Below are 26,014 nucleotides of genomic sequence, written 5' to 3'. Positions count from 1 at the left end.
CGTTTTTTAAAAGTAAGTTATGCTTAAAAATATTATAAAAAGACCCGTACTGGCCACAGTTATATCCATACTGATGGTAATACTGGGGATAGTGGGAATGCTCAACCTTCCCATTACAAAATTTCCGGAGATTGCGCCACCAACCGTAATGGTTACAGCGGTATATCCGGGTGCTAATGCCGAAACCATCGCACGTTCGGTAGCACCACCTATAGAAAATGCCATCAATGGCGTGGAAAATATGGACTATATTACTTCCACAGCCAGTAACGATGGTACACTTTCCATTACCGTAATTTTTAAACTGGGAACCAATCCCGATCAGGCAGCTGTAAACGTACAAAACCGTGTTGCTCAGGTAACCAATCAATTACCTGTAGAGGTTGTACGTGCTGGTATTACAACGATCAAGCGTCAGAACAGTATGATTTCCATGCTTTCTTTAACAAGTAAGGATGGTAAAATAGACGAACTGTTTCTGGAAAACTATGCCAAAATCAACATTATTCCGGAATTAAAAAGGGTAAAAGGAGTTGGTGATGCAATGGTATGGGGTAATAAGGACTACTCTATGCGTGTATGGTTAGATCCTGAAAAACTAAATTCATACGGACTTGCACCTATAGATATTTCCAACGCCATCCAGTCTCAGAATATTGAAGCTGCTCCGGGTAAATTCGGGGAAAACAGCAACGAGGCTATGGAGTATGTTATGCGTTACAAAGGAAAATATACCGAGCCTGAACAATATGAGAACATTATTATTAAAGCTCAGAATGATGGCTCTATACTTAGATTAAAGGATGTCGCCAAAGTAGAATTTGGTGCTTACAGTTATGGTAGCTCTTCTAAATTCGATAGAAAGGGGGGGCCAATGATGGCTGTATTCCAGATGGCAGGATCCAATGCCAACGAGGTGCAGATTGCCATTAACGAAAAAATGAAGCAGTTGGAAAAATCTTTCCCTCCGGGAGTAGAATACCGTATTCCGTATGCTACAAAGGAATCTTTGGACCAATCTATTAGCCAGGTAATATCTACACTTATTGAGGCATTTATCCTTGTATTTATTGTTGTATATATTTTCCTTCAGGATTTCCGTTCAACACTGATTCCGGCAATCGCAGTTCCGGTATCCATTATTGGTACATTCTTCTTTATGAATCTCTTTGGATTCTCTATTAACATTCTTACCCTGTTTGCCCTTGTATTGGCAATTGGTATTGTTGTGGATGACGCCATAGTAGTTGTAGAAGCTGTCCATGCTAAGATGGAACACCGAAAACTGAACGCACGTGCGGCAACAATGTCTGCAATGCATGAGATATCCGGTGCAATTGTATCGATTACATTGGTAATGTCTGCTGTATTCGTTCCGGTAGCTTTTATGAAAGGATCTACAGGTTTATTTTACCAACAGTTTGCCTTAACCCTTGCTATTGCAATTATTATTTCTGCAATCAATGCTTTGACACTAAGCCCTGCGCTTACAGCTTTATTCTTAAAGCCACATGAAGGTGATCACCATGAGAAGAAAAACTTTAAAGACCGTTTCTTTGCAGGATTCAATGCTGCATTCAACGCCATAACTAACCGTTACGGGAAATCTATTCTCTTCCTTATTAAGAAAAGATGGATCGCCTTTGCTATCATGGCTGTATTCGGAGGACTATTCGTATGGATGTCTATGACTACACCAAAAGGCTTTATTCCGGATGAAGATCAGAATTTCCTGGCTATTACAGTGAATCTTCCGCCGGGAGCTTCAAAAGCCAGAACTATTGAGGTTATAAAAACTGCAGAACATTATTTATCAGGACATCCTGCTGTAGAAAATGTAATGACAGTAGATGGATTCAACATGTTTAGCTCCACCTCATCGGCTTCCGCAGGTGCTATATGGATTAAGCTGAAGCACCTTAAAGATCGTGGAGATGTAAAGAAAATAGACGCCATTATCGGACAATTCCAGGCGAAACTTGCAGAAGATAAGCGTGCTAATTTCCTTGTACTGAATATGCCTACTGTAGACGGTTTTGGTAATACGAGTGGTATGGAGCTTGTGCTTCAGGACCGTACCAATGGTGAGCTTCAGAAACTGGGACAGGTTTCCTATCAAATGATGGGTGCCTTGATGCAGAGACCTGAAATTGCTGTAGCCTTTACAACTTTCGATGTATCATTCCCTCAGTTCGAGCTATTGGTAGACGAAGCTAAAGCAGCACAGCTTGGTGTAAGCCTTGCAGATGTTATGGGTGTTATGCAGGGATATTACGGTAGTATTCAATCTTCCGACTTCAACAGATTTGGGAAATACTACAGAGTACAGATACAATCTGCATTCGATGCCAGAAAAGATCAACGATCTCTGGATGGTGTTTTTGTAAAAAATAATACAGGCGGAATGGTACCAATTAATACATTGGTAACTCTGAAGCCAACAACTGGTGCTGAAATCGTAGACCGTTTTAACCTTTTCAACGCATCCAATCTAACGGTAATGGCCAAGCAGGGATATAGTACAGGGCAGGCAATGAAAGCTGTTGAAGAAGTAAGTGAAAAGCTACTTCCGCAGGGATATACCTATGATTATAAAGGGATGAGCCGTGAGGAATCACAATCAGGATCACAATCTACACTAATCTTTGGTTTATGTATTGTGTTTGTATACTTCCTGTTATCGGCACAGTATGACAGTTACATCCTTCCGTTATCCGTATTATTAGCGATTCCGGTTGGTTTATCCGGGGTATTTATCGGAATTACATTTGCTGATATTTCCAACAACATCTATGTGCAGATTGCCATGGTAATGCTTATTGGTCTCCTCGCGAAAAATGGTATTCTTATCGTGGAATTCGCGATACAGAGAAGAAGAGTTGGAAAAAGCCTTGTTGCTGCAGCTGTAGAAGGTGCTAAAGCCAGATTAAGACCGATCTTAATGACTTCTATCGCCTTTATTGCAGGACTTACACCTCTACTTTTCGTAGTAGGACCATCAGCTTTAGGTAACCACTCTATCGGATATGCAGCCATCTTCGGTATGTTATTCGGAACCGTATTAGGCGTATTTATTACACCAGTTCTGTTTGTTATTTTCCAATACCTGCACGAACGTATCAGCGGTAAACAAATTTCGGAAGCAGACTGGGAGTATAATTAAAATTTTAGAAAAAATGAATTCAAAAAGAATCATCTATATAACAGCGGGAATAGCCCTGGCATCCGGATTAGTTACTTCTTGTAAAGTTCAGAAGTATGAACAGCCTAAACTTACGGTACCAGAAAGCTATAGCAGCCAGCAAACTAATATTGAAGACTTTCAGAATATTGCAAAAATCAGTTACAGGGATTTCTATAAGGACCCTGTACTGGTTGCGCTGATTGACAAAGCTTTAGCTGGAAACAATGATCTGCAGGTAGCATTAAAACAAATAGAACTGGCATCTTTAGGATTCCAGCAGTCTAAATGGGGAAATGTTCCTAAAGTAAGTCTGAGTATTGCGAATGCAGGTATTAACAGACCCTCGGATAACAGTATTAATGGTATTAGTGCAAGTCAATTCTTAGGTAAAAGATATACCGAGGATTATACCTCTGCTGTATCTATTTCCTGGGAAGCAGATATTTGGGGAAAAATTAAAAGTACCAAAGAGGAAGCTTTAGCAAGCTATCTGCAAACTCAGGAAGCAGCAAAAGCTGTAAAAACAAGATTGGTTGCAGAAGTAGCCCAGGGTTACTATAATCTTCTGATGCTGGATAAGCAATTGGAGATTACAAAATCTAACCTGGCATTAAGTGATAAAACTTTGGCACTGATAAAAAAACAGTTTGAAGTGGGTATTGGGACTGCACTTGCGGTTCAGCAACAAGAAACCAATATGGACCAAATTAGAAAAAGTATTCCTGTAATTGAAAGTGCTATAAGCACACAGGAACATGCACTAAATATCCTGACAGGTTCTTTTCCTTCCAGAGTTGAACGCAATATTAGTCTGGACTCCGTAGAAGCACCAGCTGGTTTATCCACAGGAATTCCTTCAGAGCTGCTGAGCTACCGTCCGGATATTAAAACCCAGGAACTTAATTTCAGACGAAGTGTAGCTTCTATCAATATTGCAAAAGCTAATATGTACCCTGTACTTAATATTACAGCACAAGGTGGTCTTAATGCCTTCAAAGCAAGTGACTGGTTTAGCATTCCTGGATCTTTGTTTGGAATGGCTGCAGGATCATTAGTACAGCCTTTATTACAAGGGAAACAGCTAAAAACACAGTATGAACAGTCAAAAATTTCTTCTCAACAGGCGGAATTACAATTCAAGCAAAGTGTAATCCAGGCTGTAGGTGAAGTATCGGATGTTCTGGTTCAGGCTGATAAATTAAAAGAGCAACGTTCTATCGCAGAAGCATTGGTAAAAAGATCGAATGAAACGGTAAAAAATGCTGAAACTTTATTTAAATATAGTGAAGCATCTTACCTTGAAATGTTAGTAGCACAAACCAACAAGCTTCAGGCCGAGCTGGATCTGGCCAATATAAAAACCCAGCAACTTAATGCTACCACCTCCCTATATCGTGCTTTGGGAGGCGGATGGCAATAATAAACAATAGCTTATATTTTCTGTTTTTATTTCTAATGGCCACTCCGGGATTTGTTCCGGGGTGGTTTTGTTTTACAGAGGACGGATATCACTATGTTTATTGTGTATCTTTGATCATCAATTTTAGAAGTAATGAATCCGGAGTACATAGAAACAGAAAGCTTATCTCTAGAAAAGCTTTACATGAAAAAGCTGGCAATTATTGGCTATGGCTGGTTAGGGAAACGTCTGGCTGATTATTTTTCTGACCATTACAAAATCTATACAATCAACAGAAGCTCCAATAATAAAGGAGATTCACTGCACTTCAATATCGATTTCGATTCTGATGAAATCATTGAAAATAACCCGGATATTAATCTTGCAGACGCAATTATTATATGCCTCCCCTTTTCACAACGGACAGCTTTGGAAATATTGAATCGACGCTTTAACCGGGTAAGCCAATATATTGGTGATTATAGTGGTTCTATTTTTCTAACCAGTTCTACCGGAATATATCCTCAGGATCCAAATAACATTGATGAAACAACTTATACCGATTCAGAACTTAGCTCCAATATGGTATTCATTGAAAACCTGATTAAAAAAAGTTTTCCACAAGTCAATATTCTTCGGCTTGGTGGACTAATGGGAGATAACAGACAGCTAAAGAATTATAAAATAACAGATCCGGAGCAAGTTGTTAATCATATTCATTATCACGATATCTGCAGGGTTATCGAAACAATGATTAATAAAAATATATCTTCCGAAATATTTAATATTGTAGCACCTCAGCATCCCACAAAAGAGGAAGTTATCAGCATGCAGAACAATCGGGTCTGCAAAACTGTATCTGAAATTAAACAGCAAAGGATTATCAGCTCTGAGAAAAGTGAAAAGGTATTGAATTTCACTTATGAAAGACCAGATCCAAGGTTATTTTAAAATATCAACAATGAACAAAGAACTCCAAAAACTCGAAAATAGACTATTAAAAAACATTGATCTTAAGATATCAGCTATAACCCAGGACACTGACTGTGAAGAATACTCTGGTTATAATTTTCAGCTGCAGCAATTAAATATAAAATACAGAAAAGCGAAAGTAACTCCCAAAAAGAACGGACTGTTTGTAACTTTATGGAAAAGAAATATTAAAGGACAGACAGAACCATTTAACCATAATGATCAATTCAATTTCTATATTATCGCAGGAGAACATAGTGACAAGTCCGGTTATTTTATTTTTCCAAAATCTTTACTGGCCGAAAAACAAATTCTGACATCTGATTCCAAAGAAGGGAAACGAGGATTCAGGGTATATCCTGTATGGGATATTCCACAAAATAAACAGGCCGAAAAAACTCAAAAATGGCAATTGGAATATTTTATTGATACAGCTTTACCTAGTAATCTGATAACAGAAAAACTGAATATGATTTTCAAGCTTTCATAACAAGGTTTTTTAGCATTTTGGCTTTTGGCATAAATTTGGGTAACTTTATGAGGCTAGGGCCTATTTAAATTTTAATTCAATAAAATATAAGGCTTCGACAGGCTCAGCCTGACACCTACAAAAGGAAGATATTCTAAATGAACAATGTCACTCTGAGTTAAGTCTATAGTGAGCTTGACGAACTATCGAAGAGTATTAACTATAAAATTTAAACAGTCTCTATTAAATAAACAATCATTTATAAACCTAAAATATCTACTATGAATCGTATTGCAAGTATTATTGGTATTGGAGCTTTGCTATTAGTAAGCAGCTGCAATTCTCCAAAACAAACCATGACAGACACAACGTCTTCGACGGAAAAAACATCTTCTGAGCAGAAAAATGTTAAAATTGAATTCACAGGAACGGATACATTTAAAATTACAAATGCAAAACTTAAAATAAGTTTATACGGAATTTCAGCTAACATTGCTGATGTTCCGGCTACACTGATTACTGAAAAAGAAATTGAACAAAAGACAGTTCCATTTACAATAGATCTTCCGGTTCCTGCTAATCCTGCAAGCCTTATTAAGCCTGCTGTAAAAGAAGGAGAACCTGTAAAATATTATGTAGCGATCACTTGGGATTCTGATGGTAACGGAAAAGAGGAAAAAGGCGATATCGTTATCGACTACGATAAGAAGTTCCCTAATATTACCATTGATGGAGCTACACAGCAAGTGTATCTGAAAGTATCAAAATAAAAAACTTATCCACAATAAAAACCTCCTGATTGCTCAGGAGGTTTTGTTATTTATACACAATAATAAATCTAAGAATCCTATTGTTCATATCCTGGGTTAGCTGTAATTTTATATTAGGTAAATCTAAAAAAACAGTATTATGGAACAGCAGCCGGATAACACAGCTGTAAGAACTGCATTATGGAGAGCTTTTCATATACAGGCAGATGCGGAACCTTATATTCTTGAAGACACTGTAGGATTACAGCTGATTGCTCCTGAAGAGAAATGGCAGGAACGGCCTGATATAAAATATACACAGCGACTCCGTGCCTCTGTTGTAGCGCGTTCCCGTTATATTGAAGATCTGATCATAACTGAAAGTAAAAAAGGAACAGATCAATATGTAATTTTAGGCTCCGGCCTCGATACATTTGCACAGCGAAATCCGGATATAGCATCCAAGATTCAGATTTTCGAAATAGATCAGCCAGAAACTCTTGCATGGAAACAAAAAAGATTACTTGAAACAGGATTTCATATTCCGGAAAATCTACATTTTGTACCCGTAAATTTTGAAAAATCATCGTGGTGGGAACAACTACTGAAAACAGGGTTCAACATTCACAAACCTTCCGTTATTGCCTGTACCGGAGTTACATTATACCTTACCAGAGCTGCCATTATAAAGACGCTAAATCATATGGCAAGCCTTGCAACCGGATCTGTCATTGCTATCAGCTTCTATTTACCTTTGGAATTACTGGAAAAAGAAGACCAACCTATGCAGGAGATGGCCAATAAAGGAGCTCAGCGAGCAGGGACGCCTTTCATCAGCTTTTTTTCTCCGGAAGAAATAATAGCAATAGCAAAAGAATCCGGCCTTAACGATACCAAACTTATTTATACGCAGGATATGAGGGATTTGTACTTTAAGAACCGAACTGACGGATTATCTCCTGCAAGTGGTGAAGTTTTTTTATTAGCCAGAATATAAAATTAAATTGAATGAGCATCAGGGACATCAACAATACAGAACATTATAATTGGGGAGAAGCCTGTGACGGATGGCACCTTTTGAAAACTGATTCACTAAGTGTTATTCAGGAAAAAATGCCTGCAGGCACAGAAGAATCTTACCACTATCACACTAAGACACAACAGCTTTTTTACATTCTGAAGGGAACAGCTACTTTTGAAACCGAAAACGGAACTTTCACTGTCCACGAAAGACAAAGTTTTCATATTGAACCGGAATTAAAGCATCATATTCTGAATAAATCATCTGAAGATTTAGAATTTTTGGTAATTTCTGAACCTAAGTCTCATGGGGATCGAATTAATTTATAAAATCTGACGATGAAACAGCGTTTGCAAAAAATGAATTAAAATTTGTTGTGGATAAATAAATAAATATCTCTAAATTTGTGTCATACAAAAAAAAGGAAATGGTGTTCTTCCTCACCCAACCGCTTCTGAGGAGCTGATGACGCCTGATTAAATTAAATGTCTAACATTTTATCAGGTACATTATGTCAACAAAAAAAGAAAAAACAACCAGCAGAAAATTCAATTTGTCCTTACAGGTATTTTTCAGACGCTACCCTTCTACCCTTTATATTTTCAGATGGTTACTCATCACTCTGTTTATAGGTACTTTAATAGGATCTGCTTCGGCATTCTTTTTACAAACACTGGACTGGGCCACTAATTTCAGGGAAAATCATTTATGGTTAATCGCTCTTTTACCAATAGGGGGTTTCCTTATAGGATTACTGTATTACTATCTGGGCAAAGATATAGAAGCCGGAAACAATCTACTAATAGACACTATCCACGATCCTAAACAGATTATCCCTTTCCGGATGGCACCATTTGTATATATAGGAACCATTGCCACACACTTCTTTGGAGGTTCTGCAGGACGCGAGGGTACTGCATTACAAATGGCAGGTGCTATTGCATACCAATTCAGTAAACCTTTCAGGCTCAATTCTGGTGAGCGGGCTATTTTAATTATTGCTGCTATAGCTGCCGGATTTGGTTCGGTTTTCGGTACACCTTTAGCAGGTGCTATCTTTGGACTGGAAGTATTTCTGATCGGCAGAATAAGATACAATGCTATCTTTCCTGCATTTTCGGCTGCTATTATTGCAGATTTGGTAACCAAATTATGGCAGACACACCATACCCACTATCATATCAACATCATTCCTGATGTTTCTTTCCTGAATATTATCTATGCTATTATTGCCGGAATTTTCTTCGGATTATGTGCTTCTGCCTTCAGTAAAGCTATACATTTCGCTGGAAGAATTTTTAAATCTAAAATATCTTATCCACCGTTAAGACCTTTTGTTGGTGGTATTATTGTGGCTTCTGCAGTATGGGCTATAGGAACTACAAAATATATAGGACTGGGAATTCCGACTATTGTAGCTTCTTTCGATCAGCAATTGCCAGCGTATGATTTTGCACTGAAAATGATTTTCACCATTGTGACTTTATCCGCAGGATTCAAAGGAGGCGAAGTAACTCCATTGTTCTTTATTGGCGCTACACTGGGAAATGCATTAAGCTATTTCATTCCGCTTCCGCCCGGACTTTTGGCAGGAATGGGATTTGTAGCGGTATTTGCCGGAGCAACCAATACTCCTATTGCTTGTATGATCATGGCTATCGAACTCTTTGGAAGTGAATGCGGTGTTTATGTCGCTATTGCTTGTGTTGTTGCCTACTTATTATCTGGTAATAACAGTATTTATGGCAAACAGATGATTGGTGAGCCTAAGCATTCAAGGTTTATAAGCTATCAGGGGAAAAGGTTAAATGATCTTTAAAGTACGAAGTTAGAAGTTAGAAATTAGAGGTTAGATTTAAGGCTTATACATATTAAAGTCCTGTATCACTAAACATTACTCATTACTTATAATTAACTCAGCAAGTTTCGGGTTTTATTCGCCTACATTAATATCAATCTTTGCAATACTATTATAAACAAAATATCATGCAAAGATTTAAAAATAAGTTTGCCCTTATTACAGGCGGAACTAACGGAATGGGTTATGCTACCGCACAAAAATTTATAGAGGAAGGTGGATTTGCCATTATTACAGGCCGAAGTACTGCTACGGTGCATAATGCAGTAAATAGATTAGGAGAGAGAGCTTTCGGAATCGTATCGGATGCCGGAAATATGAAAGATGTTTTCGCTTTGCAGGAAAACATAAAACAGTATACCAACACCATCGATTTGCTGTTCGTAAATGCTGGTTATGGACAGTTTGCATCTGTAGCACAAGCCGACGAAGCACATTTTGACGAGTTATTCAATATGTTGGTAAAAGGTGTTTTCTTTACAGTCCAACAAATACTTCCACTGATGAAATCAGGTAGTTCTGTTGTTTTAAACACTTCTTTTGTTACTGAGATCGGAACCCCATATTTTTCCGTTTATTCAGCGGCTAAATCGGCGGTACAATCTTTTATCAAGACCTTTGCTGCTGAGTTCACAGAAAAAGGCATTCGTGTAAATGGTATTAGTCCCGGACATATTAAAACCAATATATTCAGCAATACAGGCCTGAACAAAGAACAGATTGATGAAGCTGTACAAAATCTTATCCCGACAATTCCCTTTAAGAGACAGGGTGAACCATCTGAAATAGCCAACGCGGTGCTTTTTCTGGCTTCACAGGAAGCTTCTTATATCCATGGAGCAGAATTAGCAGTTGATGCCGGTATCTCTGTAATCAGTTCGTAAAAAGCAGATCCCGGAATAATGTATATTTGTGATCAATAAATCCAAATAATGAAATATTACTTCTCAGTACTCATATTTACCTTATCACTTCCCATGTATTCTGCACAACATTTTCAATTACCGAAAAACTGTACAGTAGTAGAAACAGTATATGGTGATTTGGATAGAGACGGAAAAGATGAAAAAGTAATTGTTTGCAACCTCAACCAGACAAAGGATCCTAAAAAAAATTATTCCAGAGTTCTTTATATTCTAAAACAGGACAACAGCAACCAATATCAGCTATTCAAAAAGAATACAAATATTTTATGGGGCAGTAAAGAGTGCGGATTCTGTTTCGAAGAAACTTCGGATCCCTTGGTTAGTATCAGCATCAAGAACAACACTCTTATTATTGAGCAGGAAACCCATAACAATTCCAGAAGAACTGAGAGCTATAAACAAATATTCAGATACCAGAGTAATGACTGGTATCTGATTGGTTCTAAATACAGATATTGGGATACCTGTGACTTCGATTATACTTATGACATCAATTTCTCTACCCAGAAAATTAATATTACAAAAGATACAGGCAGCTGTGATGATATTGAAGATCCTAAAAAGAATGTAAGCTCATTTGAAACCTATACTTATAAGTTTCCAAAAGTAACAATGGACAATTATAAGGCTACTGAGATTAAATTTAAACCGAAGCTTTATTTTTACTATTAATTCAATACCAAATATTAGTCTTCCGGTTTCAGGCTTTCAGCATAGAGTTTCGCCTGACTCCATTTGGCGTGCTTGGAAGGAATAATTTTATAACCTTTTTTATAAGCATATACTTTGGTGAACTTTGCACCGAAGAAAATAAGCATACAGGTATAATTGATCCACATCATAATCAGAATAACCGTTCCGGCTGTTCCGAATGCTGATGTAGGTTTTACTTTTCCGAAATAAAGGCTTAGTAAAAATTTACCCAGTGTAAAGAGTATAGTAGTTAATAAAGCTCCTTTCCATACAGGTTTCCAGCTTACCTGTACATCGGGAAGAACTTTAAACATCAGAGCAAACAGAAGCATTACCAGCCCGAAACCAATTGCAAAGTTTACCAACTCTACCAACATATAAGTTTCGAAGCCAAAATACTGAGTGATCCAGTTGTTAAATAAACTGATCAATGAAGACAGGATCATGGTAATCATGAGTAAAAACCCAAGTATAAGGATCATTCCCAGTGAATTAGCTCTATCCAGAAGAAACTTCAGCAAAGCCTTTTTAGGTGCCGATTGGATATCCCAAAGTGTATTCAGAGAATGCTGCAGCTGGAAAAATAAAGTTGTAGAACCAAATACCAGCGCACCGACACCAACAACTTTCATAAAAATATTCTGCTTATCTATGAGTGCTCCTGCTATCAGACTTTCCACGCTTTTGGCTACATCTTTTCCCATAAATCCGCTGATCTGTTCACTTATCTCTCCACGAATAGCCTCTTCACCGAAGAAGTTTCCGGCAATCCAGATAATAATGATCAGAAGACCGGGAATAGAAAATATTGCATAATAGGCCAGACTCGCAGAATCTTTCATCGCAGAAGAATCATTCCACTCTGTAAAGGTGTCCCTCAGAACTTCCCAGAAAAACTTGATATGTTTGAGCATTTTAAAACGGATATCCGATTGCTATATTGAATACAAGATTATCTTTACGCCATTGGCTGTCTCCGAAATTAATCCTGTCGAAAGTCCATCTATTTCCTTTCTCATAGTAAGGAACTCTCAGTGGCATTGCCAGATCGAGTCTAAGTACCAGAATAGAAAAATCCAGTCTGAGACCAACACCTGCGCCTACTGCTATTTCACTTAAAAAATCTTTTGAAAATTTCCCACCCGGTAAATCCGGATTGCTGTTCACCAGCCAAACATTCCCGGCATCCACAAAAGCTGCCACATTAATAAATTTATACAGATTTGCTCTATATTCTGCATTCATTTCCAATTTAATATCTCCGGACTGATCGAAGAAGAATTGACCATTCGGGTTATTTCTTCTCGGATCAAAACTACCCGGCCCAAGAGCACGTGCACGGAAAGCACGAATACTGTTACTTCCACCCACAAAAAACTGACGGGAGAACGGTACTGTTACTGAGTTTCCATATGGATAAGCTATCCCGGCAATGAATCTGGATGCAAATGAGCTTTTCTCTCCGAATTTGTGATAAAACCTGAAATCGTTTTCTACTTTTACATACTGACTGAAAGGTATTCCAAAAATCTTCTTTTCTTTTCCTGCCTTAGCATTAGCCCCGGAAAACAAACCTGTAAGAGTACCAGCCAAATCCACCATACCACGGTAATAGATCGTATTGGTCTTTGGCTGCATAGTATTGGTATAGGTATAAGTATAGGTTGGCCCAAAAACCAATTGCCTTTCAATAGCTCTCCTCAATTCAGGATTTACCACTGTTAATGAATCATATGTTGCCGTAACATTTGTCGGTGAAACATAGGTAGCGTCAAAAACTTTTAACTCGTGTTCCTTTCTGGCATTTTCTTTCCAGCTATAACCAAAAGAGGCATTAAAATTATTGAGTGTATAATATTGTCTACGGTTTTGGAATTCATATCCAAGAGTAATGTTGGTCCTCGGCACAAATTCACTGGAAGAATGGAAACGGAAAGGAGCTACGATACGCGGAATAGAAAGCTGAGTATTCACCCCGGCACGAAACATATTTTTAGCACCATCTCCTCCACCCATTTGAATATCAAAAGCTCCATAAACAGCTGCTTTAAACTGTTCTGCACCACGGAAAATATTCCGGTGTGTCCAGTTCAGATTTAGCTCACTACCACCATAGTTTGCAGAATTAGTACGCCCCAGAGCTTCTAAACGCAAAGACTGCATTTGCCTTGGTGTCAGCAAATAATAAGCATCAAACTTATTTTTCAGCGAATCGGAAACAACAAATTCATTTTTCACAAATTTGAATATCCCCAGATTGATTAAACGGTTTAAAGACAGGTTATGATTGGTTCGGTTATACAAATCGCCTTTTTCAAAATACAAAGCCCTGTCAAAAACTTTAGGTTTAAATTTATGCTGAGGATCGATTACATATATGTTTTTATACGCATAAGGAGTCAGCGAGTCCTCACTCATCGGGATTTTATACATCCCCTTTCTTACATCCTGCAGATTGTAGTTAGGAAAAACGACAACTTTATCTATTGTAAACTGCTCTTTCGACAATTTCGGAGTATCATCCTTTAGTTTTACATTAAGCTCTACCTGATGGTTTTTACTAACTGTGGTGTCGGCCTGAACAATGATATTATCCGGATGAAAATAATAGAAACCTTTTTCTTTCAGTCGGTTATCTATACGTTCTCTTTCTGCTTTTATAACATCCAGATCAAAGGGATTTCCGGATTTCAGCAATGTTCGTTTTGTCGTATTCTGAATTTCCTTGTTAATCAGGCTGGAATCTTTCTGAAACTTCACCTGACTAATCAGATATCTTTCTCCCGGCTTTACGGTGTAAATTACCTGTGCTTTTTTGCTTTTAACAATAACACTGTCTGTGGCCTTTACATTGAAATAGCCTTTATTCTCTGAATAGTTTTCAATAATATCTTTATTGAATTCTCTGTCGACATCCCCTAGCAACACAGGCTTCTGTCCCAGTTTATATTTCATCCAGTAACGGAATCCTTTATCCGTTTTAGGCTCTTTTGTAATATTATAGAAAAATAATTTAGGACGCATCCCTAATATGGAAGGATTAGGCTTAGGCGTAAGATTACTTTCAAGTGCTGTCAGCAGCTCTTTTTTATCATTCTTTGAGATCGTCTTACTTTCAATCTTAACACTACCTCCCGTATAAAGGTTCTGTCCTTCCCTAAGGTAACCTGTACCACTACATGAAAGCAGAGATAGAGCCAGCCCCGAAATAAGCCAGTATTTATAATAAATATGGAATTTATTTTTTTTCATTATTTAAATTCTACGACTTGGTTTTTCTTATCTCTTATTTTTTTGCTTTTCTCTTTCTTGGATTTCTGAAAAATCTCACGGAACTTATCATAATCCAGCGTGATAATAAATCCGATTCCGGTTTCTACAATTTGTCCCTGCAAAGCTACCTGATAGTCATTTTTGCGATAAGCACGCAACATATATCTGCCATCTCTGGACAAACTGTAATCTACTGTTACATCGCCTGCAATATTGGTCATATTTTCATTCTGACGGGCCTGCCCTTCCAATCCGAAGTTACTGCCTACCGTTACCTTCAGACGGTCATTTAATAACTTTTTACTGATATCCACATTCAGATCTGTTCTTGTATTTTTATTTCCGGTAGAATAATCATCTGTTGATTCCAGACCGAAATTTAAATCAACTCCTTTTATCAGATCAGAAGCAAGATTATTCAGCTGCTGAGAAAGAATTTTACTCACACTCTGTCTGGCCATTGTCTCTGCTGAAAGTCCGGCGCTGCTTTGGAATGGATTCTCGCCTATAAAACGGTTCAGTAATAATAACGCAAAAACCTGCTTATTCATTTCCGGTTCCTGTTGTCTCAGCTGTGCCAGTTTTGCATCTACCAGCTGTTTTACATTTGTAGCAACGGAATTGTTGTTTTCATCTGTTGTAATATCAAAAGACAATATCGGTTTCAGAAGTTCACCCTTCATCTTTAATAACGCATTAAATGGCATTCTTTGTTTAAAGAGATTGGTTTCTCCCTGATTAATCTGCTGCTCAACAAGGTCAATTGGTGCTGTTTCTGTTTTATAAACAGCTGTAAGATCCATAATAGCTGCCGTTGGTTCTCCGGTCCAGGTTATTGTACTTCCTTTCTGAATATCGAATTTACGTTTCAGCATACTTACAGAAAGTTCATAGGCTCCTTTCTCAACTTCATATACTCCTACCAGAGTTGTTTTTCCGGATGGATCAATACCGCCTGTCAGCTGTGCCTCACCCTGAAGTTTAACAAAGTCTCCATTGGCTTTATCAATTACAATAGACATTTTCGCTTCTTTATTCACTTCGATATTCACGCTTACATCCATTCCCTTAATCCGGCTTTGGGCATTCAGAGAATCTGTTTTTATTGTTTTATTCAGTACCACCTGATCCTGATCTACGAATTCTACAATTCCGTCTCTTTCCTGTAATGCAGGTGATGACTGTGGCAGTACAAATGTAAAGTCAGTATTTTCGGCAACAGCCAGCCTTCCTTCAACCTTCGGTAAATCCAGATTTCCACGGATACGCAATCCGGCATCAATTGCCAGAATTCCGTACATCATAGCATCATTGGTCTTTTCGGAGTTTACAACTTTAAAATCTTTTGCATTCACATTCAGGTTGAACGCAAAATCTCTGTAAGTCTGGGTAAGCACCTGTCCGTTTACAGTCAGAGCATTTCCGTCCTTGTCTTTAATTTTGAAACGATTAAATTCTATTCCTCTGTTAGTAAAATCAATTTCATCGTCTATATTTCTGAAATCACTTCCTGTTTTTGCGATTTCCAATCCTACTTTATTGAATTTTACTTTTCCTAAAATATTCGGTTTATCCGCACTTCCTGTCAGCTTAAGGTTTCCTGATAAATAGCCTTCTGTATGATGAATTGCATTCATGGAGAGCCCTTGAACGGTCTTCATTTGAAGCTGGTTAATTGCCATATTCAAATCGAATGTGCCCGCTGAAATATTATAATCTCCCAGTACTTTTACATCGTTATCATTTCCGGAAAGTACAACATCGGCATTCAGAATATTAGCCGAATTATTTTTCACTTTCACCGCTACATTTCCAACCGGACTTCCATATACCATAAGATCCGAAATATTAAGATCCGAAGTAAAGGTCATTTTTTTCGTCAGATCGCGCAGCTGTGCTGTTCCGTTAATTGTTCCTTTAGCCAGAAGAGAATCTTTCTTTATGACTTCTGTAATGGTTTCAATTTTAAAATCCTTTAGCGAAACATTTAAAGGGCTATTGGGAGAGCTGTTTTCTGACTGTAACAAAATCTCACTTCCTGAATTTGAAAGCCTGAAATTATCTGCTAAGATTCCTTTATTACTGATTTGGATTTTATTATTCTCTGCTACTGTCCAGTCATCATAGTTCAGCTTTAAACCATTTGGATTAAGCGATATTTCTATAATATCATTTAGTGATTTCGCTTTACCTGCAATCAGGAACTGTGTTTTATCTTTTTCGTCTTTTGTGGTGATATTATAATTGATTGTATTATTGGCTACATCACCATTAACATTGATTTTATTCAGAGCCAGACTCGAACTTTTCAATGTCTTTACACCCAGATTATATTGTAATGCCTGATTCTCATTGGTAATTTTAAGTGCCGCATTCTGGATACTGTTCTCTCCATATTGCAGCTGTGGGATTCTTCCATCTACTTCTATTTTCTGAGAGTCAGCATCATAATTACCATTCAGTGTAATTGTTTCAAAATCTTTGAGATCCGGAACAAACTTACGGATCAGATTATCGTTTTTAATTTTTGCATTGAAGGTAAAATGCTGCCCAGGCTGAATTTTCTGACCTTTGGTTGGCTTTTGAAACTGATAATACTGATTGAGTGTCTGTTGCAAAGCACCAAAGATTTGTGTCAGTTTATATTTTCCGGTAAGCTTTACATCTGCAATTTGTGAATTGAGATTCAGTTCGTTGGAATCGCCTGAAGATGTCGCTTTGAAATTAATTTCCTGAATCGGAAAAATTTCTTTTGTATCTGAAATCGCAAAGTTCTGAAGATTCAGAGAGCCATTTAGTTCATCCGGATTAAGGTTGCTAAAATCACCATCCAGTTTTCCTGCAATAATCATAGGCTTCTCATAGAATCCCAGTTTATTCAGATCCAGCTTGGTAATAGCTCCATTTACTTTTACGGTAGGATTCTTCTCATTATAAACACCAGAAGCTGCCAATTTCATGTTGGCATTCGGATCTTTGGAATCTAAAACAACATTGTAAGCACCGTGATTTATCTTTCCGGTAAGATCCATATCATGGTAATGATAAGCCTTATAGACAGCCGAATGTACATAACCTTTTACATCAGCCTTTGCTATCTTAGGATCAAAACCTTCACCATTAGCTGCAATTCGTGCTGTAATTGCTCCAACATCTTTATTCTGAATAATTTTACCGATTTGCAGATTATGAATTTCGGCCTTTACATTATATAATTCATGATTTTTACGGCGCATATCTACCTGTGCAATTACCTCAGCATTTCCGAGTGTAGAAGTAAGGTTGAGATTGGTATTTACATTCTTCGTGGTACCTTTTGCTATACCTTTCACACTGAAAAATGATGGCAAGGAGATATTTGAAGGAATTGTATTTTTAGGAACCAGATTAAAAATAGTTTTATCAGACGAAGAAAGTTCTCCAATCTTCAGATCATAATACAACTGATCCGGCTTCATAGCATTTTTTATCCGGCCGGAAGCTGCAACTTTTAGCTGATCAATACCTGAAAGTTTAAAATTCTGAATCATTAGATCATTAACACTTCCCTTTGCATTAGCATTTACTAACAATACTGCGTTGGGGTATTTATTGAAAGGCACTATATTTCTAAGTGTCGGAACCAAATTCAGGATGTCCGAAAAACCAACTTTAGAATCACGGATCATTGCCGATACCTTTATCGCTCCGGGATTGGCTGTTAATTGCTCAACAGAGTCATAACCTAAAATAACCTCATCTCTCAGAACTGTTTTTGGCGTTTGCAGATACAGGTTTTTAAGATACGCTTCTTTCGCACCGTATGTAAAATTGGTCGTCAGACGCTGAATGTCCAATCCTCTGCTCTCTTTGATCTCAGCAGATTTCACAGTTCCCGCAAATTCATTATTCTCCATTTTAAAGCTGCGGACATCTACATTCATTCTGGAAAAATTCAGATGATTGTAATCCATGCCCAGCTTACTTGGAGCAACAGCTGTATTATTATAAACAACCTTTACATCATTAAAATTAAGATTACCCAATAATACTTTCATTGCTTTTTCTTTTCCGGAAACAGCAGGATCCTCCTTTTCTTTTTTAGAATCTGCTTTTTTTGTCGGAAGATAAAGGTCTGCACGGATGTCCGCCCCGGAAAGTAAAACATTGTCTATATTGTAGGCATTGTTTTCCAGATCAAGCTGATTGACTTTAGTACTTAGTTCTTTAAACAGAACTTTTGCAAAAGTTTTGGTATTCTCATCACCATAGTCAATATTGAAATTGGTTAATTTAATTCCCTGAAGACCAATTTTCATTGGTTGCTGTTTGTTCAGTGAATCTACTTTTTTTGCTACTTTTTCAGAAACTTCTGCAACTAAGTCTTGCTTTAGTTTCAGCTTTAAACCATCCAGATTAATATCGTTTACAGCATAGTTATTTTTCTGTAAATCGAAAGTTTTCACACGGGTATCAAAAGACTTAAAATACAGTTTAATATCATTCTTAGACTGCTGATCTTTGAATGTAACCCCAATGTCTTTAAGATTTATCTTATTGAGTGAAATAATAAATGGCTTCGAGGAGCTTTCTTCCTTATCACTGGATGCAAAAGCATTGATAATATAATCGAAGTTGAACTTTCCTTCAGGATTACGAACCACATTGGCCTGAACTCCTTCTAAATCAACAGACGTAATATCTGCTGTAGAATTCATGAGTTTCAACATATTCAATCCCACATCCAGTTTCTTAACTGCCAGAAGCGTATCCACATCCTGACCTTTCAGATAAAGATTCTGTATTTGCAGACTATTCGGAAATGCTACATAAACTTTTTCAAGGCTTACTTTTGTTTTTATTTTCTTTTCCAGATAAACAATAAGCCTGTCTTTGATAAAGTTTTGAACAACCGGAAGTCTTAAACTGAATATCAGTAAACTGAGAAAAACCACTATTGAAATAATGGTTATAACAATACGTTTTAAAAGTTTCTTTTTATTTATTTTCAGCTTCAAGCGTGCTTGTGTTTATACAAATATACTAAACCTATATTTGTTATACGAACTTAGCTTTCTTAGTTACCAATTAAATCACAAATAATTAACTTTTGCCTTATCAAGGTTGTAAATCTTGATAAGGCTTCTTTGCACTTTAATATCTAAATAACAAAACCCTCATTTCTGAGGGTTTACAGTATTATCCGGTACTTGTTAGTTCTTCTTATAAAACAATGCTCTGCTGTATTCATAGTTCATACGGGCAATATTCAGAACAGATATTCCTTGTGGACATTCTACCTCGCAAGCTTCTGTATTGGAGCAATGACCGAAAAGTTCTTCATCCATTTGCTTTACCATACTTACAACTCTTTCATTTCGCTCCTCTTTTCCTTGTGGTAAAAGAGCCATGTGAGAGATCTTTGCAGAAGTAAACAATGCTGCACTTGCATTTTTACAGGTAGCAACACATGCACCACAACCAATACATGCAGCCGCATCAAAAGCTTCTTCTGCCAGCTGATGAGTAATAGCAATTGTCTTTGCATCAGGTGCCTGCCCGGTATTCACAGATACAAATCCGCCGGAAGCAATAATTCTGTCTAATGCCGACCGATCCACTTTAAGGTCCTTTTTCACAGGAAAAGCTGTCGCACGGAATGGTTCGATCACAATAGTATCACCATCTTTAAAAGATCTGAGATGCAACTGGCAGGTAGTCGTATTTTTCAACGGTCCATGAGCAATCCCGTTAATCATCATTCCACATTGTCCACAGATTCCCTCCCGACAGTCATGATCGAATTCTACAGGTTCTTTTCCTTCCAGAATAAGTTTTTCATTCAGAGTATCCAGCATTTCCAGAAATGACATATGAGAATTAAGCTGATCCAGTTTATATTCTTCCAGCTTTCCTTCAGTATTTCTGTCTTTCTGTCTCCATATTTTAAGGTATAATTGCATAGTTTTTTAGATTTAAATTATTTGTAACTACGTACTACAGGCTGTATTTCTTCAAAAACAAGAGGTTCTTTTACCAGCTCCGGTTCCTGCCCCTCTCCTTTCCAGCCCCAGGCAGAAATAAACTGAAATTCAGTGTCATTTCTAAGTGCTTCACCATCCGGAGTCTGATATTCTTCCCGGAAATGTGCTCCACAGGATTCCTTACGGGTAAGTGCGTCGTAGCACATCAGTTCTCCGATCTCAAAATAATCAGCAACTCTTCCTGCTTTCTCCAGCTCTCCGTTCATACGGTCCCCGGATCCCGGAATTGTAATATTCTGATAAAACTCGTTTTTCAGCTTTCTGATCTCTTCAATTGCATATTTTAATCCCTCTTCATTTCTGGCCAATCCACAATAATCATATAAGACTTTACCCAAGGTTTTATGATAGTAGTCTACTGTTTTATTTCCTTTAACTTCCATAAATTTCTGAATCTGATCTTTCACTTCTTTTTCAGCTTTTTCAAATTCAGGATGTTCGGTCGATATTTTTCCGATATGAATTTCTCCGGAAAGATAATTAGCAATTGTATAAGGAGCTATAAAGTAACCATCCACAGAAGCCTGAAGAAGCGAATTAGCTCCTAAACGATTGGCTCCGTGATCTGCAAAGTTAGCCTCCCCCAATGCAAACAATCCCGGAATTGTTGTCATGAGTTCATAATCTACCCACAAACCTCCCATTGAAAAGTGGGCGGAAGGAGAAATCATCATCGGTTCTTTATAAGCATCATAACCCGTAATTTTAAGATACATATCGAACAGGTTTCCGTATTTCTCTTTGATTTTATCTTTACCCTGTTCTCTTATAGCTTTGGAAAAATCCAGGTAAACTGCGTTTTTTAGTGGTCCGATTCCGAAACCTGCATCAATCCGCTCTTTTGCAGCCCGCGATGATATATCTCTTGGCGCCAGATTCCCAAATGCAGGATATCTTCTTTCCAGATAATAATCCCTTTCCTCTTCCGGAATATCATTAGGTTTTCTGGTTTCATTTTCTTTAAGCGGAACCCAGATTCTTCCGTCATTTCTCAAAGATTCAGACATCAGCGTTAATTTTGACTGATAATCTCCCGATTGCGGTAATGAAGTCGGGTGAATCTGTATCCAGCTTGGAGAAGCCATTAATGCACCCTTTTTATGCGCCCGCCATATCGCTGAGCCATTACAGCCCATTGCCAAAGTGGAGAGATAGTAAATCTTTCCGTAACCTCCGGTTGCCAATACAACGGTATGTGCTGCATGCCGCTCTATTTCTCCGGTATCCAGATTACGTACAATAATCCCGCGTGCTTTTCCGTCAATCACTACCAAATCCAACATTTCGTGACGGGAAAACAATTCTACACTTCCCTTACCTACTTGCCTCATCAACGCCTGATAAGCCCCCAGCAGCAACTGCTGACCCGTTTGTCCTCTGGCATAGAACGTACGGCTCACCTGTACACCACCAAATGAACGGTTATTCAGATAACCACCATACTCCCTACCAAACGGAACACCTTGTGCTACCGCCTGATCTATAAGATTAAGAGAGCATTCCGCCATACGGTAAACATTGGCTTCGCGTGCTCTAAAGTCACCTCCTTTTAAGGTATCTACAAACATCCGGTATACACTATCACCATCATTTTTATAGTTTTTAGCAGCATTCACTCCTCCCTGTGCAGCTACTGAGTGTGCTCTCCTCGGACTATCCTGAAAGCAAAAAGCTTTTACATTATATCCCAGCTCGCCAAGGGATGCAGCAATCGAACTTCCTGCCAATCCTGTCCCAACCACAATAACGTCAAGTTTTTTTCGGTTGGCAGGATTAACCAGCTTAGCTGTTTTTTTATAGTTTTCCCATTTTTCTTCTAACGGGCCTTTTGGTATTTTAGAATCTAACATCATTTGCTCTTTTATTATTTAATTAATATCAAACACATTCATCATCTTTTACCACATAGATACAATAGGATATTCTACGAAGGTTACATAGGGAAATAAATTCCCAGAACAGCAGCAAGAAGCTTTGCTTCTTAAATCTATGTATTCCTAAAGAAGAATCTTTTCTAATCATAAAACGCTATGTGGTTTGAATGTTATCATATTTTTATTTAACGGTAAGAAATACATAAACAGGCATCAGCGCAAATCCGACACTGATAACTACCGAGTAGGCAATTCCTGCTATTTTAATCCATTTTACATATTTAGGATGGAATAATCCCAATGTTCTTACGGCACTGTAAATCCCATGAATAAGGTGGTAACAAAGTGCAATCATAGAAATCACATAGATGACCACATACCACCATTCTTTAAAAACTGTGATCACCAGAATATACAGATCTTTATTTCCTTTATCATCCAACGGAAGGCTTCCGAATTTGTATACATACCAGAAATTCTGAAAGTGAATCACCAGAAAAATAAGAATCAGCGTTCCCAATATTCCCATATTACGGGAGTACCATTTACTGGCTCTTCCTCTTCGGTCGGACTGATATGTACCGCCTGATTTTTTATTTTTTATTGTAATCACCAGGCCGTCTATTGCATGTAAAAGAATACTGGTATACAGAACCAATGAAACAATTTTTATAACAATATTTCCGGACAAAAAGTGAGAATAAGCATTAAACTGTAAGTGTGCTTGTTCCTGCGGAAGGAAGAGTTGTAAATTTCCTAAAAAGTGAATCAGTAAAAAGAAACCCAGGAACAGCCCTGTAAGGCACATCAGCATTTTTCTTGAAAGTGTATTCAGCATAATTATAATTAATTGATTAATAATATCCCAGTACCTTCATCCACAGACCTCCTATGACCATATAGATGATGAGTAAAACTATTCCTATTTCCAAACCTCTCAGCCACCATGCTTTTAGTTCAACATAGCCACTACCGAAGTATACCGGTGCCGGGCCATGTCCGTAATGTGTAAGCACACCATATATAGATCCCATGAAACCAAGCATCATAGCCAATAACATTGGTGGAATTCCTAAAGAAACACCCACTCCCAGCAAGGCTGCATACATAGCAGCTACGTGAGCTGTAGCACTGGCAAAAATGTAGTGACTGAAGAAATAAACCAGTATAATAACCGGGAAAGCTACCTGCCAGCTCAATCCTCCAATTTTCACTTTAATCAGGTCGCTAAACCAACCAATAAATCCTAACTCGTTAAGAGAACTGGCCATCATCACCAACACTGCGAACCATACAATGGTATCCCATGCTCCTTTTTCAGATTTCACATCTTCCCATGTCAATACAGAAGTTAGTAAAAGCAATGTAAGCCCGATAAATGCAGTGGTTGTAGCGTCTATAGAAAGAGAACCTCCAAAAATCCACAAGAACAATAAAATAAAGAAAGCCAATAACATTAACCATTCATGGCGGGAAACAGCTCCCATTTTTTTAAGCTTTTCGGCAGCCATTTTCTGAGCACCATCAGTTTTCTTTAATTCAGGCGGATACAATTTGTAAAGCACCAAAGGAACGACAAAGAATGCGACTAATCCTGGCACAAAACCTGCGACAGCCCATGACATCCATGTAATATCGATTCCCAGATTGGCTGCAAATTTCTGACACATCGGATTACTCGCTGTACCGGTAAGGAACATTGAAGATGCTATCAGATTCATGTAATAACTGTTCAATGTAAGAAAAGAACCCAGTTTTCTATGAGTTTCCGGCTGATCCGGTACGGAACCAAAACTAATCGCCATAGATTTCATAATAGGGTAAATAATTCCGCCACCTCTGGCTGTATTACTTGGAATAGCAGGTGCCAGACACATATCTGCAAGACCTAATCCATAAGCAAGTCCAAGAGAGCTTTTCCCAAAAACCCGAATGAATAAAAAGGCAATACGATTACCTAATCCGGTCTTGATAAATCCGCGGGCAATAAAGAAGGATATCCCTATTAGCCAAATTACTTTGTCTCCAAATCCGGTAAGTGCTTTTGTAATTGACTTACCTGCATCTCCGGGAGCCAACACCTGTGTAAGTGCAGTAAAGCCTATAGCCATCATACACATTGTTCCCATTGGAGCAGCTTTTAGAATAATTCCTAAAATTGTTGCCGCAAAGATGGCAAACAAATGCCATGCATCCGGAGTTACACCATCCGGAACCGGAATAAACCAGATGACTACCGCAATTGCAAAAGTGAATGCAATGTTCCTGATATTAATCTCTTTCATGAGTATATTTTTGTTTATTATTTTAAATAAGTGATATTTTCTGACTAAAACCGGCTCTGTACCTGAACAATAAATAAGTTGTTATTATATTGATTGGTATTTTCTACCTGTTTTTTATAACGGTCTATCTGCATCCCCAGCTGTATTCTTGCTCCGTAGTTTTTCAGAAACTCCAGTCCGAACATTGGAGTAATAGTTTGTCGTGGATTAGAATCCCGGCGGAAATTGTTATCCAGATATTCGTAGCGGCAAGAGAATTCTAAAGCGCTTAGATTTTTATGGTTAATCTCGTATCTGAAATTGGGAAGAAAGTAAACACCCCGTACCAGATAGTCATCCGGATTAGAAGTTCTTACGTCTTCAGCAAGAGAATTGTATAATATATGATTGGTTGCCTGCTTAGCTTCCAGCTGCATATCCAGACTCCAGCGGGAATCAAACTTAATATCTCCGGTAACGTCTACGCCAACAGCATATACTTTTTTGCTAAAAACTTCACCTACACCACCATTTAAACCAAGATTGAAATTGTATTTAGGAGACAATCCCAATACCAAACGTGTTGAATATTGTTTGCCATTATCATTGTCATTGATCTGATTCTTTCCGTTTCCGTTAACTACGGACACCGCGTACTGCAAAGGCATTTTACCAAGCTGTACCTGTCCGCCGACTGAGGCCCCTATCTGGAAACTGGTCCATCCCAGTTTTCCGAATTCTGTGTACTGATTGGACCAATCCAGTGATTTAATAATATCTACCGGATAAGTTTCTTCTATACCAAACCATGGACGGAACTGCCCCACGGTAATAGCTATTTTAGGATTGAAGGTATACTTAATGTAAGCATTCTCCAATACACGGCCTTTAGGATCATTTTTGAAATCGGCCAGGTTCGCAAGTGCAACCACCTCAGTACGTTTACTGATCTGTGCTTTCATCTGCACCCGCATGTACTTAATCATAAAATTATTACTGGTACCGCTGTGGTCGCTATGATGAAGACCATTTACGTCTACATCTTTTGTCATACCTACCAGGTAACGTCCCTGAAAAAGACCTTTGAATTGAAACTGAGGATATTTTACTTCAGCTACTTCTTGTTTCTTAGCAGTTAATGAATCCTTTACAGGAACCTTTACTGAATCTTTGGTTTGTGCATTACTGAAAAGCGCTCCCAATAATAAGGGAATAAAAATAAATTTTCGATACTTCCTATTACTCATATAGCAATTTTTGAGATTAGCGGGCTAATCATTTGTTATTTCTGTTGTTTAAAGTTCCGATT

Annotated in this window: 18 protein-coding genes and 1 riboswitch; of the genes, 10 read left to right on the top strand and 8 right to left on the bottom strand. The window is 37.9% G+C overall.

Annotation, left to right across the window (positions count from 1 at the left end):
• Positions 1–19 precede the first annotated feature (19 nt).
• The 10 genes from BAZ10_RS08520 to BAZ10_RS08475 all read left to right on the top strand — a co-directional run bounded on the left by BAZ10_RS08520 (position 20) and on the right by BAZ10_RS08475 (position 11,250).
• A complete protein-coding gene (locus BAZ10_RS08520) occupies positions 20–3,163 on the top strand; it encodes an efflux RND transporter permease subunit (protein ID WP_078771680.1) in 3,144 nt (1,047 codons plus the stop codon).
• 13 nt (positions 3,164–3,176) lie between these two features.
• A complete protein-coding gene (locus BAZ10_RS08515; protein ID WP_078771679.1) occupies positions 3,177–4,604 on the top strand; it encodes an efflux transporter outer membrane subunit in 1,428 nt (475 codons plus the stop codon).
• A 132-nt stretch (positions 4,605–4,736) separates the two neighbouring features.
• A complete protein-coding gene (locus tag BAZ10_RS08510; protein WP_245803780.1) occupies positions 4,737–5,534 on the top strand; it encodes a Rossmann-fold NAD(P)-binding domain-containing protein in 798 nt (265 codons plus the stop codon).
• Between the two features lie 10 nt (positions 5,535–5,544).
• A complete protein-coding gene (locus BAZ10_RS08505; protein WP_108721228.1) occupies positions 5,545–6,045 on the top strand; it encodes a MepB family protein in 501 nt (166 codons plus the stop codon).
• Positions 6,046–6,305: 260 nt separating this feature from the next.
• Positions 6,306–6,794 carry a hypothetical protein gene (locus BAZ10_RS08500; protein ID WP_078771678.1) on the top strand — a complete coding sequence of 163 codons (489 nt, stop codon included), beginning with the start codon at positions 6,306–6,308 and terminating at the stop codon, positions 6,792–6,794.
• 139 nt (positions 6,795–6,933) lie between these two features.
• Positions 6,934–7,770, top strand: a complete 837-nt coding sequence (locus tag BAZ10_RS08495) for a class I SAM-dependent methyltransferase (protein ID WP_185116413.1) — start codon at positions 6,934–6,936, stop codon at positions 7,768–7,770.
• Between the two features lie 11 nt (positions 7,771–7,781).
• A complete protein-coding gene (locus BAZ10_RS08490; protein ID WP_078771676.1) occupies positions 7,782–8,123 on the top strand; it encodes a cupin domain-containing protein in 342 nt (113 codons plus the stop codon).
• Positions 8,124–8,208: 85 nt separating this feature from the next.
• Positions 8,209–8,276, top strand: a riboswitch (Fluoride riboswitch).
• A gap of 29 nt (positions 8,277–8,305) precedes the next feature.
• Positions 8,306–9,613: a voltage-gated chloride channel family protein gene (locus tag BAZ10_RS08485; RefSeq protein ID WP_078771675.1), complete on the top strand. Its 1,308-nt coding sequence runs from the start codon at positions 8,306–8,308 to the stop codon at positions 9,611–9,613.
• Between the two features lie 167 nt (positions 9,614–9,780).
• Positions 9,781–10,536: an SDR family oxidoreductase gene (locus BAZ10_RS08480; protein ID WP_059323451.1), complete on the top strand. Its 756-nt coding sequence runs from the start codon at positions 9,781–9,783 to the stop codon at positions 10,534–10,536.
• 48 nt (positions 10,537–10,584) lie between these two features.
• A complete protein-coding gene (locus tag BAZ10_RS08475; RefSeq protein WP_078771674.1) occupies positions 10,585–11,250 on the top strand; it encodes a hypothetical protein in 666 nt (221 codons plus the stop codon).
• 14 nt (positions 11,251–11,264) lie between these two features.
• Here BAZ10_RS08475 and BAZ10_RS08470 read toward each other — a convergent pair whose 3' ends face one another.
• From BAZ10_RS08470 to BAZ10_RS08435, 8 genes are all read right to left on the bottom strand, one after another.
• Positions 11,265–12,185: a YihY/virulence factor BrkB family protein gene (locus BAZ10_RS08470; RefSeq protein WP_078771673.1), complete on the bottom strand. Its 921-nt coding sequence runs from the start codon at positions 12,183–12,185 to the stop codon at positions 11,265–11,267.
• A 1-nt stretch (position 12,186) separates the two neighbouring features.
• Positions 12,187–14,523: a translocation and assembly module lipoprotein TamL gene (gene tamL, locus BAZ10_RS08465; RefSeq protein ID WP_078771672.1), complete on the bottom strand. Its 2,337-nt coding sequence runs from the start codon at positions 14,521–14,523 to the stop codon at positions 12,187–12,189.
• Positions 14,523–19,541 (bottom strand): translocation/assembly module TamB domain-containing protein, encoded by a 5,019-nt coding sequence (locus tag BAZ10_RS08460; RefSeq protein ID WP_078771671.1) that lies wholly within the window; start codon positions 19,539–19,541, stop codon positions 14,523–14,525. Before BAZ10_RS08460 ends, tamL begins: the two co-directional genes overlap by 1 nt.
• A gap of 195 nt (positions 19,542–19,736) precedes the next feature.
• The gene (locus tag BAZ10_RS08455) at positions 19,737–20,486 is read right to left on the bottom strand and encodes a succinate dehydrogenase/fumarate reductase iron-sulfur subunit (RefSeq protein ID WP_078771670.1); all 750 of its coding nucleotides are present in this window, start codon (positions 20,484–20,486) and stop codon (positions 19,737–19,739) included.
• 17 nt (positions 20,487–20,503) lie between these two features.
• Positions 20,504–22,420 carry a fumarate reductase/succinate dehydrogenase flavoprotein subunit gene (locus BAZ10_RS08450; RefSeq protein WP_078771669.1) on the bottom strand — a complete coding sequence of 639 codons (1,917 nt, stop codon included), beginning with the start codon at positions 22,418–22,420 and terminating at the stop codon, positions 20,504–20,506.
• A gap of 202 nt (positions 22,421–22,622) precedes the next feature.
• Entirely contained in the window at positions 22,623–23,279 is a 657-nt protein-coding gene (locus BAZ10_RS08445) for a succinate dehydrogenase cytochrome b subunit (protein WP_078771668.1), read from the bottom strand.
• Between the two features lie 16 nt (positions 23,280–23,295).
• Entirely contained in the window at positions 23,296–24,726 is a 1,431-nt protein-coding gene (locus tag BAZ10_RS08440; protein WP_078771667.1) for an anion permease, read from the bottom strand.
• Positions 24,727–24,770: 44 nt separating this feature from the next.
• Positions 24,771–25,952 (bottom strand): porin, encoded by a 1,182-nt coding sequence (locus BAZ10_RS08435; protein ID WP_078720833.1) that lies wholly within the window; start codon positions 25,950–25,952, stop codon positions 24,771–24,773.
• Positions 25,953–26,014 lie beyond the last annotated feature (62 nt).

It is taken from the genome of Elizabethkingia occulta, from assembly GCF_002023715.1.
Classification (GTDB): Bacteria; Bacteroidota; Bacteroidia; order Flavobacteriales; family Weeksellaceae; genus Elizabethkingia; species Elizabethkingia occulta.
The sequence above is the reverse complement of the archived record's forward strand: the minus strand, read 5'-3'. Positions and strand labels throughout refer to the sequence as shown.

Coding starts and splice junctions, on each gene's coding strand:
- BAZ10_RS08520 (WP_078771680.1), top strand. CDS start 20: ATGCTTAAAAATATTATAAAAAGACCCGTACTGGCCACAGTTATATCC.
- BAZ10_RS08515 (WP_078771679.1), top strand. CDS start 3,177: ATGAATTCAAAAAGAATCATCTATATAACAGCGGGAATAGCCCTGGCA.
- BAZ10_RS08510 (WP_245803780.1), top strand. CDS start 4,737: ATGAATCCGGAGTACATAGAAACAGAAAGCTTATCTCTAGAAAAGCTT.
- BAZ10_RS08505 (WP_108721228.1), top strand. CDS start 5,545: ATGAACAAAGAACTCCAAAAACTCGAAAATAGACTATTAAAAAACATT.
- BAZ10_RS08500 (WP_078771678.1), top strand. CDS start 6,306: ATGAATCGTATTGCAAGTATTATTGGTATTGGAGCTTTGCTATTAGTA.
- BAZ10_RS08495 (WP_185116413.1), top strand. CDS start 6,934: ATGGAACAGCAGCCGGATAACACAGCTGTAAGAACTGCATTATGGAGA.
- BAZ10_RS08490 (WP_078771676.1), top strand. CDS start 7,782: ATGAGCATCAGGGACATCAACAATACAGAACATTATAATTGGGGAGAA.
- BAZ10_RS08485 (WP_078771675.1), top strand. CDS start 8,306: ATGTCAACAAAAAAAGAAAAAACAACCAGCAGAAAATTCAATTTGTCC.
- BAZ10_RS08480 (WP_059323451.1), top strand. CDS start 9,781: ATGCAAAGATTTAAAAATAAGTTTGCCCTTATTACAGGCGGAACTAAC.
- BAZ10_RS08475 (WP_078771674.1), top strand. CDS start 10,585: ATGAAATATTACTTCTCAGTACTCATATTTACCTTATCACTTCCCATG.
- BAZ10_RS08470 (WP_078771673.1), bottom strand. CDS start 12,185: ATGCTCAAACATATCAAGTTTTTCTGGGAAGTTCTGAGGGACACCTTT.
- tamL (WP_078771672.1), bottom strand. CDS start 14,523: ATGAAAAAAAATAAATTCCATATTTATTATAAATACTGGCTTATTTCG.
- BAZ10_RS08455 (WP_078771670.1), bottom strand. CDS start 20,486: ATGCAATTATACCTTAAAATATGGAGACAGAAAGACAGAAATACTGAA.
- BAZ10_RS08450 (WP_078771669.1), bottom strand. CDS start 22,420: ATGATGTTAGATTCTAAAATACCAAAAGGCCCGTTAGAAGAAAAATGG.
- BAZ10_RS08445 (WP_078771668.1), bottom strand. CDS start 23,279: ATGCTGAATACACTTTCAAGAAAAATGCTGATGTGCCTTACAGGGCTG.
- BAZ10_RS08440 (WP_078771667.1), bottom strand. CDS start 24,726: ATGAAAGAGATTAATATCAGGAACATTGCATTCACTTTTGCAATTGCG.
- BAZ10_RS08435 (WP_078720833.1), bottom strand. CDS start 25,952: ATGAGTAATAGGAAGTATCGAAAATTTATTTTTATTCCCTTATTATTG.